8 protein-coding genes and 2 CRISPR repeat arrays are annotated in these 13,272 nt (G+C 60.4%); of the genes, 6 read left to right on the forward strand and 2 right to left on the reverse strand.

Annotated features, from left to right (window positions below; genetic code table 11):
- The first annotated feature begins 109 nt into the window (after positions 1 to 109).
- The 6 genes from NQK35_RS01150 to cas2 all read left to right on the forward strand — a co-directional run bounded on the left by NQK35_RS01150 (position 110) and on the right by cas2 (position 10,108).
- Positions 110 to 1,396 carry a DUF5692 family protein gene (locus NQK35_RS01150; protein ID WP_257114302.1) on the forward strand — a complete coding sequence of 429 codons (1,287 nt, stop codon included), beginning with the start codon at positions 110 to 112 and terminating at the stop codon, positions 1,394 to 1,396.
- A gap of 196 nt (positions 1,397 to 1,592) precedes the next feature.
- Entirely contained in the window at positions 1,593 to 2,546 is a 954-nt protein-coding gene (locus NQK35_RS01155) for a DUF6318 family protein (RefSeq protein WP_257114303.1), read from the forward strand.
- Positions 2,547 to 2,595: 49 nt separating this feature from the next.
- On the forward strand, positions 2,596 to 3,468 hold the full coding sequence (locus tag NQK35_RS01160; protein WP_257114304.1) for a hypothetical protein: 873 nt from the start codon (positions 2,596 to 2,598) through the stop codon (positions 3,466 to 3,468).
- Positions 3,469 to 4,290: 822 nt separating this feature from the next.
- Positions 4,291 to 5,595 carry an ISL3 family transposase gene (locus tag NQK35_RS01165; RefSeq protein WP_009213505.1) on the forward strand — a complete coding sequence of 435 codons (1,305 nt, stop codon included), beginning with the start codon at positions 4,291 to 4,293 and terminating at the stop codon, positions 5,593 to 5,595.
- 69 nt (positions 5,596 to 5,664) lie between these two features.
- Positions 5,665 to 6,292: direct repeats of the CRISPR family, unit length 37 nt; unit sequence GTCTTAATGCACCTTATGGCGCTAGGTGCTTTCTGAC.
- A 263-nt stretch (positions 6,293 to 6,555) separates the two neighbouring features.
- Positions 6,556 to 7,795: direct repeats of the CRISPR family, unit length 37 nt; unit sequence GTCTTAATGCACCTTATGGCGCTAGGTGCTTTCTGAC.
- A 253-nt stretch (positions 7,796 to 8,048) separates the two neighbouring features.
- Entirely contained in the window at positions 8,049 to 9,830 is a 1,782-nt protein-coding gene (gene cas1, locus NQK35_RS01170) for a CRISPR-associated endonuclease Cas1 (protein ID WP_257114305.1), read from the forward strand.
- Positions 9,827 to 10,108: a CRISPR-associated endonuclease Cas2 gene (gene cas2 / locus NQK35_RS01175; RefSeq protein ID WP_257114747.1), complete on the forward strand. Its 282-nt coding sequence runs from the start codon at positions 9,827 to 9,829 to the stop codon at positions 10,106 to 10,108. The genes cas1 and cas2 overlap by 4 nt, the downstream gene beginning before the upstream one ends.
- Before the next feature lie 4 nt (positions 10,109 to 10,112).
- Here the strand turns inward: cas2 and NQK35_RS01180 are convergent, their stop codons facing one another.
- Both NQK35_RS01180 and NQK35_RS01185 read right to left on the reverse strand, forming a co-directional pair.
- The gene (locus tag NQK35_RS01180; protein ID WP_373567058.1) at positions 10,113 to 12,449 is read right to left on the reverse strand and encodes a hypothetical protein; all 2,337 of its coding nucleotides are present in this window, start codon (positions 12,447 to 12,449) and stop codon (positions 10,113 to 10,115) included.
- The gene (locus NQK35_RS01185) at positions 12,437 to 13,000 is read right to left on the reverse strand and encodes a hypothetical protein (protein ID WP_257114306.1); all 564 of its coding nucleotides are present in this window, start codon (positions 12,998 to 13,000) and stop codon (positions 12,437 to 12,439) included. The genes NQK35_RS01180 and NQK35_RS01185 overlap by 13 nt, the downstream gene beginning before the upstream one ends.
- Positions 13,001 to 13,272: the final 272 nt, after the last annotated feature.

Below are 13,272 nucleotides of genomic sequence, written 5' to 3' on the forward strand. Positions count from 1 at the left end.
AGCCCCGGATCGATGGGGATTCAGCGTTGAACCCCGCACACTAGGTTAGTGTTTCGGACTATGATAGCCGACAACCATTAGCTCGGATGCAGTTTCAAAGGAGAACACTGTGGAGACTCTCTTCCTGTGGGAGATCGGAACCCCCAAGGTCTACGCCATCTGGCTGGTCGTCCTGGCCGCCCAGATCATCGTCGCCGAGATCAACCGGCGGTGGAACTGGACGATCTTCGCCGTGTGGACCATCGGCGGCATCGCCCTCATGCCCTACGCGTGGATCCACGGCACCCCGATGGTGGGCTGGTTCCCCTTCGGCAAGTACGCGATCATGATCCTCACCGCCACCATGACCGGCACCGTCCTCGTCTACGCCAAGCGTAACCCCGCCAAAGCCCACAAGTACGCGATATGGCTGGGCGTGGCCCTGTGGGTCGGCCTGGCCGTCAACATCATGGAGGCCAACATCCGCGACCTGACGATCTACCTCAACGCGGATACCTACTACGCGTGCGGAGCGGACTGGCAGTGCCTGAAGCACGTGAACGACTCGCACACGATCGACATGATCGCGGGCCTGCCCGAGGCCCGGGGAGTGAGCGCCGAGCTGCACTCGGCGCAGTGGTACCAGGAGGTCGCCGCGAACCTCGCCGCCCGCCACGTCGGCATCGACCCCGAGACGGGCTTCCGCACGATCGGCGGATACTGGAACCTCCTGTCCGCCGGTGCCGGGCTGCTCAACATCATCACGATCACCGGCCTGGGCAAGATCATCGTCACCTCGCCCGGCAAGCGCACGGTGCGCGGCCTCATCTGGGTGGACATGGTGTGGCCCTGGGTGATCGCCTACGACCTGTGGAACCACGCGTTCTTGTACAACTCGCTGGCCGACTACACGTGGTACTGCACGCTCGCCCTGCTGCTGGCCTGCACGATCCCCGCGTTCACGTGGGCGAAGGGCCAGTGGATCTGGTTCCGCTGCTTCACCCTGGTCTTCTGGATCTCCATGAACACCCTCCTGCCCGAGGTCCTTGTGCCCCCCTCGGACATCTTCAACTTCGCCACCATGGACCCGCGCGCCAACATCGCCTGCGCGGCCCTCGCGCTCGCGGCCAACGTCGCGCTGTTTGCCTACTGGCTGTATAAGATCGTGCGGTGTCGGCGTAACCCGATCACGGGCGTCCTGTACTGCGAGCTGGGCGAGTTCCGCACCATCGTGCGCGAGCACTGCGACGATCGCGACAAGTACTTCCTGGTGGATCGCATCCCCGAGACTCCAGAGGAGTTGGGCTTCGAGCCCGACTCACCCACCCCGCCCGCAGACGGCTACGCGGCCTGGATGCCCTGGTGGCGGGGAGAGGATCGGCGTCACCCCTCCAAGCGGGTACCCGTGGGCGACTAGCGTCCCCGCGCGTTCATCGTTCGCGTGGCCTCCCATCTCGATGCACGTATGTGCAGATGTGTTGCGAATAGTTGCGTGACGGTTACAGTGTATTGTTATTGTTTCGTGTCGGTTCTTGGCGTATGGTGGTGTGTAAGGGCGCGGTCCCGGTGGTGGGGGCGCGTTGGAGGAGACCTCAGTGTGGAGGGCACACGCCATGGAGATACCACCCCTGTCCGAGCGACCCGTGAGCCAGGAGGAGGAAGAGGCCTTCCTGCGCTCTATTCAACCCCGGCGAGGCCTCTTCGGTCGGCGTTTCATCGGGCCGAGGAGGTGGCGGCCGGGCTGGGCCTGGGTTCCGCGCGTACGCGGTGGGCGCAGCGGTGGGGAGGGTGGGCCTGGTGAGGGTGGCGCCGCCTTCAGCGGCACCTCGGGTGGTGTGGCGGCGTGGTTGCGTGCCGACCTGGTGGATTGGGGTATCCGCATCGCCGTCGTCGTGTTGATCGTCGCGGGCTGCTACGCCGTCTACATCAACGGTGTCGCCGAGGGCTGGTGGCGCGCCTGGGGCGAGAAACCCACGGCTGTGCCCTCGCGGTCTGCCATGTCGGGCCAGGCTCCCACACCGGGGTCGAGTGTGTCGGGTGAGGCGGCAATGTCGGGCGGCTACCAGATCGGCCCAGACGGCGTCCTGGTGCGGCCCGCCGAACACGCCGCCTCCACCTACACCCTGCCCGAACTCCCCCAAGCCGCCACAGAAAACAGTGAGCGAGGAGCAGAAGCCGCAGCCGAACACTACCTCGCACTTGGCGTCTATGCATGGAACACCGGAGACACCTCACCGTTAGCTGATATGTCAGACCCTTCATCGGAGTTCGCTTCTGAGTATATCCGGCGGATAAACGAGGTCTATAAGGATGGCTGGACCTACGGAAATCAGTCGACGGTCGTACATGTACTTCGGCTTGAGCCTGTCCCCGCTGATGGGGGAAACGTTCAACCAAACACTATTGGTGTGAGGTTCGAGCTCAAGTCCAATGATGGTGTCACCTGCAGAGGTCAGAAGATCACTGTAAAGGAAAAGGAGTATACGTCCACCATGTCCCTGTTTATGACCTGGAAAGATGGACGATGGGTAGAGACGCAGGGAAGTGCGACGACTCATGAAGAATAGTAAGACCATTGTAGTGTCGACACTGGTGCCTGTCGTTAGTCTCTTGTTTGTGAGTATTCCTCCCGCGGCCATCGCTGACGATATTGATGACAATCGTCAAGGTCTCGAGGTGACGCGTGAGGGAGGCGATCTTGCGGCTGCCCTATGGGAGCAACAACAAGTCCGGCAAGCAGGTCAGCCAACGTCGGGTCCGATCACGACTGCGGGTGATGATACGACGCGTCAGTCGAATGAGGCGACTCCTGCGAGTGAGGCTGGTGCGTATTTTGATTTCGCTCATTGCGCGGTGGAGACGAATCCGTATGGGGATGACCCTTTTACGCACGGGAGCTGGGTGTGCGCCTACCCTCCGCCTGAGCCGGGTCAGGACTCACCCCAGGACAGGCCACCCACCACGCGCGAACTCCTCCTGGCAGCAGCCACCCTCATCCACCCCGACGGCGCAGGCCTACGCAAGCGTCCCGAGGGGGTGTCCTACACGAACCGGCGCATCCCCACCCTGGTCAACGTCACTCACCCCACCCAAACCCACACCGTGCGGCTCCTGGGGAGGGATGTCACCGTGACCCTCACAGCCCAGGAATACACGTGGGACTGGGGAGACGACACACCAAACACGGTGACCTCCTCCCCGGGGGCGGCGTGGGAGGAGGGTATGGACCCCAACACCGACCCGGCCCTGATACGCCACTACTACAAGGCACCGGGCGGGTGGAAGTCCTTCCTCGACGGCCCCTACCCCAAGGCCACACGCACCATCACCCTGACCACCACCTGGGCAGGCACTGCCACCAACCCCTTCACCGGAGACACACAAACCATCAACGGCCTGGTCACCACCACCGAAACAACCGACCCCTTCCGCCTCGACCACCTCATCATCAACAACACCGACACCGCAGAAGAAAAACAAGGCCACTAAACACCCAACAGGCACCACACCCCAGACCAGTAGGACCCCAGGGCCACACAGCCACCCCCTTCTCGGGCGCCGCGTGAAACCCAGACCACCCCCGCCACCCCTTGCCGGGCGCCGCATGAAACCCAGACCACCCCTGGCCACCCCTGGCCACCCCCTGTTGGGCGTCGCATGAAACCCAGACCACCCCCGCCTGAAGAAAAACACCAATATCCGGCGATTCACGCGAAGCAGGGGCGGTCGCGGTTTCACTAGCCCGCCCAACACCACAGACAGGGGCGGCCCGGGTTTCACTACTGGCCTGTGCGCAAGTTGTTAGCGGTTTGTTTCTGCGGGGTGCATCTTAGCCGAAGAGTTCGCGCTCCTGCGGCTGGACCCGAACCAACAACCATCCGTCCTAATACACCGTATGACGCTAGGTGCTTTCTGGCCCCAACAAGGTGGTGCTCGTGAGTGAGGGTAGCCAGGTCTTAATGCACCTTATGGCGCTAGGTGCTTTCTGACTTGGCGTGAGCGGCGTGTACCACGCGGGCACCGTGTGTCTTAATGCACCTTATGGCGCTAGGTGATTTCTGGAAAGCCGTCGCTTCCTACCGTGAGGCAATCAAGGATGCAACCGTCTTAATGCACCTTATGGTGCTGGGTGCTTTCTGATGCTACTACGACTACCCGTGGGACTGCTCGCTCCGCTATACGTCGTAATGCACCTTATGGGGCTCATCCCAAACGAGGGTGGGTGGCGGGGGTGGCGCGTCGGTCTCGGGGTAGGCGTCGAGGTCTTCACATGATGGGAGTTCTCACGCTCCCCATCAGGAAGACCACGACATGCCCGACGGTACCTTCACCACGCCCGATCTGACGACGTTCTGCCGCCTGGACGGTCTCGGGTTGGAGGTGACCGGGCAGCGCCTCGAGCCGGATCGTGCAGTGCTGGCTTGCCGGGTTGTCGATGATGACCGGTGGTGCCGGGGGTGCGGCTGTGAGGGCAGCGTGCACGACGTGGTCACGCGCCGGCTGGCGCACGAGCCGTTCGGGTGGCGACCCACGACGCTGCTGATCGCCGTGCGCCGCTACCGGTGCACCGGCTGCGGGCGGGTGTGGCGGCAGGACACCACAGCCGCGGCCGAGCCGCGCGCGAAGATCTCCCGGGCTGGACTGCGGTGGGCCCTGCTCGCACTGGTCGTGCAGCATCTGAGCGTGGCCCGGATCGCCGAAGGGCTCGCGGTCGCGTGGGATACCGCGAATGAGGCCGTTCTGGCCGAGGGCGCGCGGGTCCTGATCGGCGACCCGGCACGGTTCGACGGGGTCGCGGTCATCGGGGTCGACGAGCACGTCTGGCGGCACACGAGGAAGGGCGACAAGTACGTCACCGTCGTCATTGATCTCACCCCGATCCGCGACGGGACCGGCCCGGCACGGCTGTTGGATATGCTCGAGGGCCGCTCCAAGGCCGCGTTCAAGACCTGGCTCGCCGACCGGCCCCAGGCGTGGCGTGACGCGGTGGAGGTGGTCGCGATGGACGGGTTCACCGGGTTCAAGACCGCCGCCGCTGAGGAACTCCCGCGCGCGGTGGCGGTCATGGACCCCTTCCACGTCATCCGGCTCGCCGGGGATGCCCTGGACCAGTGCCGGCGCCGGGTCCAGCAGGACCTGCACGGCCACCGAGGCCGCAGCAACGACCCGCTGTACCGGGCCCGGCGGACCCTGCACACCGGAGAGGACCTGCTCACTGACCGGCAACGCGAACGACTCATGGTCCTGTTCACCAATCCCGAGCACGTCGAGGTCAAAGCCACCTGGGGCATCCTCCAACGGATGATCGCCGCCTACCGCCACCCCGACAGGGCCACCGGCCGGGCGGCGATGAGCGCCGTCATCGCCGCCCTGCGCGACGGCGTGCCCGCGGTCTTGGCCGAGCTCCGTCGCCTGGGTCGAACCCTGAACCAGCGCGCAGCTGACGTGCTGGCCTACTTCGAGCGCCCGGGGACCTCCAACGGCCCCACCGAAGCCCTGAACGGGCGGCTCGAACACCTCCGCGGATCCGCTCTCGGCTTCCGCAACCTCAACAACTACATCGCCCGCTGCCTACTCGAGACCGGCGGCTTCAGAACCCACCCTGCATTGGGATGAGCCCCTTATGGCGCTAGGTGCTTTCTGACATGGAAGCGGCGTCGCATGCGAAGGCGGACGCCCGCACGGGTCTTAATGCGCCTTATGGCGCTAGGTGCTTTCTGACTTCAAGCCAAGACGATCTTCCAGCAGGCTCGCTTGAGTCTTAATGCACCTTATGGCGCTAGCTGCTTTCTGACACCCGCAAAGGTCACCGTCCGCGAATCCGCCCGCATCAAGGTCTAAATGCACCTTATGGCGCTAGGTGCTTTCTAACCCCCAGTTGTGACGCCCATGACTCCCAGTAGGCGGTCTTAATGCACCTTATGGTGCTAGGTGCTTTCTGACCGACGAACACCGATGGTTTGTACTCAGCCGATATTGAGTCTTAATGCACCTTATGGCGCTAGGTGCTTTCTGACCCGACATCACGGCCACGGATGGAACCTGGTTCTCCTCGTCTTAATGCACCTTATGGCGCTATGTGCTTTCTGACACAGGTCGAAGGGTGCGTCTGGTCCCGGCGATTACATGGTCTTAATGCACCTTATGGCGCTAGGTGCTTTCTGACGGCAGAGTTCGACATCCCCAGCGGCTTCAACGGCTTATCTTAATGCACCTTATGGCGCTAGGTGATTTCTGACCTCAATCGTAGCGGCCTTCGTCGCGATTTTTGTGGCGTCTTAATGCGCCTTATGGCGCTCGGTGCTTTCTGACACGGGACAGCAAACAGCTCTCAAAAGTCCATGAACGACCGTCTTAATGCACCTTATGGCGCTTAGGTGCTTTCTGACGCATTTCATCCGATCCCGACAGTCCGGTACGATTTAGTCTTAATGCACCATATGGCGCTCGGTGCTTTCTGACGTCTTCATCCGCGCATACGCATTCCGCGTTGACTGGGATCTTAATGCACCTTATGGCGCTTAGGTGCTTTCTGACAATCATGACTACCCACACGTTTGTCGGTAATCTCGCCGCGTCTTGATGCACCTTATGGCGCTAGGTGCTTTCCGACCGCCCAGGCAACCGCCTCCACCCGCGCGTACAACACCGAGTCTTAATGCGCCTTATGGTGCTAGGTGCTCTCTGACTTGAGGAAAACGGCGACAAGGAGTCCACCACCGGCAGGTCGTAAAGCACCTTATGGCGCTAGGTGCTTTCTGACCAAGGGGCGTTACGAGTCCTGGATGCAGCTGCTTCAGTCTTAATGCACCTTATGGCGCTAGGTGCTTTCTGACCTGGGAGATGGTGCCCGCCTCGTTATCTCCTACAACGAGAGTCCTAATGCACCTTATGGCGCTAGGTGCTTTCTGACAGTGAACCCAGGGGAACTTGCGGCGGTGGTGAGTGCCAGTCTTAATGCACCTTATGGCGCTAGGTGCTTTCTGACCCGACTACAGTAGAGATGTGGTATACGAAGATCCATGTAGCGTCTTAATGCACCTTATGGCGCTAGGTGCTTTCTGACCTGGCTACTCCGTCGAGTTCGAGGGTACCATTAATGGGTCTTAATGCACCTTATGGCGCTAGGTGCTTTCTGACCTTGCTGCCGGATCCGGACGCGGTGATCGTCACCGCGGTCTTAATGCACCTTATGGCGCTAGGTGCTTTCTGACACGAGATGAAGGTTCTCCGCTCTTTCCGCTTGAGGCCGTCTTAATGCACCTTATGGCGCTAGGTGCTTTCTGACGGAATGGCTATGACATCAAGCCTACTAGAATTCTGGAGTCTTAATGCACCTTATGGCGCTAGGTGCTTTCTGACGGATCAGCCGCCCAAGCCGGGGGCAGCCTTGTAGGTCGTGGTCTTAATGCACCTTATGGCGCTAGGTGCTTTCTGACCCGTCAGCAAGGGCGCGCTGAACATCAAGCGCGCAATGCAGGTCTTAATGCACCTTATGGCGCTAGGTGCTTTCTGACGGCCATGGAACAGTTCGCAAACAAGATCATGGAGGTCCGTCTTAATGCACCTTATGGCGCTAGGTGCTTTCTGACTCACCTCCGGTAAGGCTCACGTCAAGGCAATGGATATTCTGTCTTAATGCACCTTATGGCGCTAGGTGCTTTCTGACGGCCCGTCCTCGTCGCCATGAGCCTCGGCAAAGACGCGTCTTAATGCACCTTATGGCGCTAGGTGCTTTCTGACCATGGTAGAAAAGGAGCTTGAAATGACCCGCTTTGTGTCTTAATGCACCTTATGGCGCTAGGTGCTTTCTGACGCCCGGCGTGTTGCACCCACTGTGACCAGCGGAAACGCCACCCCGGATCGCCAGGGGCCGAGAAAGCACCCACCCGACCCGCAAGCACACAGTCAGAATAGCAGGGTTTTCGTTGCAAATCCTCACATCGCCACGGACGCACCAAGAAGCCGAACTCGCCCCGGAAAAGCCGATCGACATCGGCGTGTCGCGGCACGACTGCCCCAAACGCTTGTACGGTAACCCTAAAGTTGATGCTCCGGAAGGTATGACAATGACGCAACCTGCCACGGCCTCGTTCATGAGGGACGCAAGCACCCCCGACGCGCTCACCCGCGCACGCCGACGCCTTCTCACCAAAAGCCCGTGCGACACCGACCAACATGTTCTCACCGACGAAGAGCTACGCGAACTAGCCGACCCCGATTGGACCCCGCCCCACATCGACCGCCTCGACGCCCAATCCGTCGAACGCGCGGCCCCGACCCTCCGGGCGCTCCTCGCCGAGGCCGTCACCGATGCGCTCGGCCGCCTCCTCGCCCTCGAGCGCCCGCACGGCACCTACGACGACACGCCCGACGGCCACGAGGCCTTCACCCGGCGCGTTACCGCCGACTACGACCACGGCAACCACCACCTCGCCCGCGCCACCATCCGCCACGCACACCCCGAGCAGGCGACGCGCGCGGGGCTGGAATGCCTGGGGCTTCCCGCAGACGCCCTCCCGATCATCGGCGAGCTCGCCGACGCCTCGAACCCCGCCGATCCCATCACCCGCACGCTCACCGACGCGGCCCTCCTCGACCTCGACAGGCACGCCACCGGCCGAGGCATCCTCTACTCCCGGGTCGCATCCACCCTCATCCTCGCCGCACCCAGCGAAGGGCACCTGGGCGAGGCCATCGATGCCGTGGCGGGCGCAGCCGTCGCCCTCGGGGTGCGGATCTGTGACCTCGCGACCCAGCACGTTGATGCCGACGCGACCCTCGCCAGCATCGGCATCGATCACGCGCCCCCGCCCGAGAAGAACCAGCCCTCGGACCTGGCCGACCGCATCCTCTACGTCGGACGCGACGGGGCGCGCGTCCACGTCAAAGCCGGGAGGCTCCTCGTCGACGGGCCCGCAGGTATCCCCGCGACGAGCCTGCCGAAAAACAACGTCGCCCGCATCGTCCTGTCCGGAAACGTCGGCCTCTCCGCGGGCGCGCGCTCCTGGGCCATGCGCAGCGGCATCGACGTCGTCTGCCTGTCACGCCGCGGCTCCTACCAAGGCGCCCTGGTAGGAGCCGGGAGGGGAACGCACGCGGCCCGGCTCCTCGCCCAGAGCGACCTCACGCGCGACGAGGCGCGCCGCGTCGGCCTGGCGGCCTCCCTCATCGGCTCGAAGATCCGCGGACAGATCCACGTCCTCACCCGCATCGCCAGGCGAGACCCTGGCCTCCACCTCGCCGATACAACCGCCCACATGCACCACTGGCGGCGCAGCCTCGCAGGCGCACGCACGATCAACGACATCATGGGCATCGAAGGAGCCTGCTCCACCGCCTACTTTGACGCCCTCGCCGCGTGCGTTCCCGCCGACGTCCCCTTCGACGGGCGCAGCCGACGCCCGCCACGCGACCTGCCCAACGCCGCGCTGTCCTACGGGTACGCGATCCTCCTGGGAGAATGCGTCGGAGCGCTCCACGCCGCCGGACTCGACCCCTCACTCGGCATCGCCCACGCGCCCACCGACAAACGCCCGAGCCTCGCCCTTGACCTCATGGAGGAGTTCCGTCCCCTCCTTGTCGACCAAACCGTCCTGGCGCTCCTGCGCACACGGAAGCTCCGCCCCGAACACGGCGCCATCGAACCCGAGAGCGGGGGAGTGTGGCTGGGCGCGGAAGGGAAGAAGATCCTCGTCGACGCGTACGAGGCCGCCTCCCAGCGCAGCGTCACCGGAGCCCTCCCCGGGTACTCGGGATCGTGGCGCAGACACATCACGCACGAGGCGCAACTCCTGGCCCGCGCCATCACCGAACCCGACTACCAGTGGAAAGGAATCGCGTGGCGATGATCTACATCGTCGCCTACGACATCGCCAACAACCGGCGACGACTCAAAGTCGCCAAGATCCTGGAATCCTGGGGATACCGCATCCAAGAATCCGTGTTCCAGCTGCGCCTCGACGCCGACTCACTGGCTCGCGTGCGACACCTACTCTCCGCCACCATCACAGACTCCGAAGACGTCATCCACATCTACCCGATCTGCGCCTCCTGCGCCGACCGCGCCGATATACTCGGCGCGGCCATAGCGCTTGACGACGTGGGGTTGTGTCGCGGAGTGTGGTAAGGGGTTATTCGTCTAGGCAAGGGAACTGGTACGTTCCAAAATTGGACTCCGCCTTGTCAATGTCCTCTTGCTTCGCACCGTCCTCATAGAGTGAGGCTAGCTTCACCCGGTTGTCTTCACGCTTTCGGAACCAGAGAAGCGTCGGATTGTCGGAAACGTCCTCCGATTGTCGTCCTTCTTGCTCGATCGTTGGGTAGGAGACGGGGACGTTGTCAGCCCAGCCACAGGCCTGTCGACGGAAGCATTTGACAGGAAGCGACTCTTTGAAACCTTCTGGAAGGAACGTGTTGATATGGCCCTGGATATTAATTGGCTTTACTTTCTTGAGGTCACCGTTGATGAGGCGAATTGGATTGAAGAGACCGCAGACGCTATCCAGTGCTTCGTACTGTGCAGCCAGTTCCTTTCCGGTAAGAACATGACATAAAGTCGCGTTGATTCTTACTGATCCCATTCCTATGGGTTTGCCAAATCCGATATGATGGTATCCCTCTTCAATCTTCTTAATACCTTCTGCAAGCATTGTTGGCCTCAGCAGCCAAAGAAGAATGGAAAGCTCTTGATTTGATAGGTTGGTAAAATGGATTCTGCTGTGAAACACGGCACCTGGTTCAATCCAAGAAGTAATCTTCGACGTCATGGGTGTTTCCGCTGTGGATGTAGGTAGGTCAACCTGCTTCTTGATGAGCTGTTGGTGAGTTGGATAGACCTTATGGGTGAGCGTTTGTCCCGCAATGAAAGTGTGATCGCGAGGAATAGGGGTCTTTCGGCTGCTTTCTGGATTCTTCCGTTCCAGGTTGCGGCCGCTAGAATCTCGTAGGTAGGGAACGCCGGTGCGTGGCTTTGGACTGGCCAAAGTGAGGAAATATGCTGGCTCATGAACCCGCAGGAAGGCAGTGTGCGAGTCCGATGAAGTCGATTGAGAATCAACGAAATAAGCAGACTCGATTGCTATTCTGCCTTGAAGGCCTCCAGTAGGAGAGAGGTCTCCGCTGGGCGGCTGTGGTACGAACCCCCAGAGGGAATCGCCCGGACTTGTTGTGTCGAGCGAACTAGCGGGATCAATGTTCTGATCCTTCGCCAGCTTGTAGGCGGAAATAGAGTCCTTTCCAATCATTCTGCCGACGGGGGATAACCTGATTGATGATAGCTTCAGTTCGTCAGCGTTCTGGTTAGGGTCGAGTGAGACAAAGACTGGTATTCCCGGTATGCCGTTAAGCCGTGTCTCGGTGATCGCCGTTCGCAAATAGGAAACTATTGCATCGTCAGTGATGTCAATCTCGGAGGGAGTTAGTCCCCTTGTTAGTTTAGGGTTGAGGTAGTCATGAATGAAGCGTGGCGTATTCTGCAGTGCAGACCGTCCGGCATTAAGTTGCTCCTCAAGACTGTTTGCGGGGGAGGCGTATCCGAGCCTTTGCGCCTCGTTCAGGCAGTTCTGCGCGTAATCGTGAAGGGTAGATATAAACTGTTTTACCAATGTGCCGTCTAGCTGTCTTCTGTAGGCGCTCCTTTCGTTAATTCTATCAAGAAATGGAAATATGAACTCGTATCGCTTGCGTTTCGAGTCGATGGGCTGATTCTCATCGTGTCGTGTGCGAACAATGAAACCTCTGAGTCTGGGTGGTTCAGTGTTCTCAGTATTCTTGTTGAGTGTTCGTGTGGGTCCCCTGACTTCACCTTCGAATTTCTGCACATGTGTTGCGATGAGTCGCTTTGCGTCCTTCTGGATATTTTCTTCGGCGGCTCTGTAACGTATTTCGGTGAGATGTGGAAACTCTTTTCGGAGCGCATCGATGTCTGTATACCCATCTTTTCCCGCGGTGGAATCGATAAAACAAATTACCGACCGGCTAGTCCAGCTTTCTAAGCACGTAGGAATATGATCTTTGGTGAACGGAAATACTAACTCCCAGGAATGTCCATTGTGTGTCAGGAAAGCTGGGTAGGTTGATTGCGCTTTTCGTGCTGGAGGACGGTGGGAGAACGTTCTCGAGTGTGTCTTGTCAAAGATTCGGAGGCGAGACATTGTTACGGCTTCATATGCGCTCGATAGCATTCCTTTGAGTGCTGTCGCAGGAATGAATGCGTCCTGAATGCTTCTAGCCCCGTTGAGATTTCCTGATGCGGAAGGTACTGCGAGGGCGCCGTCTTGTGTCTTGAAACCAGGAAGGGTTGGTGTCATGGTTGTGATTTCGACGTCGATAGAGCCGGATAGCCTGTCTCGAGCGATATAGTCAAGAGATCTGTATCCGAAGGTATCTGCGTCAAAGTGATCAGCTAGTTTTCTGTCAACCGTTGGAATCCCGTTGTAGGCGTGATGGAATCTGGTCATCGTGTCCACGCTCCTGTAAATAGTTGATCGGTGACTACCATGTTTCCGTATTGCTCTTCTTCTTGGATGAACTCGGCTGCCATCATTTGGCTGTTGTCGACTCTCCCAGTGTCAGAGTCGGCGGGCATGTGCTTCAGATAGCCCATGTTGTGCACCCATCCCCTGACAGAGGTAGTTCCATTGCATTCAGTGCCAGCTTCAAGCGTCAAGTCCACGGCACCCACGCCGTTGACCCAACGGAACTCACGAGCCAACAAGGTGCCGTCTTCGGGATCGTCAGTATGTGCAACCGGCACCCACAGGCGCAGCTCGAAGACCATATTGTCGTCGAAGGAACGGCCTTCGACTGGAGCTACTGACAGCTCCTGTGAATCCTTGGAGGACTTCCGATCGAATCCCAGCACCGGCCACGTCCCGTTCGTCGCGAACGCCAGGCCATGTAGATCACCGCTCCAACATGAGCAAACGCGCGTCAAGAAATCACCCAGGATAAGCGCGCCTCCGGAGACCGTCCGGATCGGCGTGCACGTCAGCGTTGCTGTCTGAACTTGTTCACTCATGAGTATTCTCCTCGCCCTTCGATCGTGCGCCGCCGTTTGCAGGGGCTTCATCAAATCGCTCGGACCACTGTTCCGCGCCTTCAATCGTCTTCAAGAAGCCAAGGACAGCTCCAGCGAGCCTGCGTTGCGCATCGCATCGATCTTGCGGCGGGGGAATCGGGCTCTTCATAATTGAGGGTGTGGGGGTGGTATGCGGGGTTCGGCGTGTCGTGGCGGGGTAGAGGTCGAGGTCTTCCGATGATGGGGGTTCCGACACCGTCCATCTGAAAGAC

The sequence above is a fragment of the Schaalia odontolytica genome (genome assembly GCF_024584435.1).
GTDB lineage: Bacteria > Actinomycetota > Actinomycetes > Actinomycetales > Actinomycetaceae > Pauljensenia.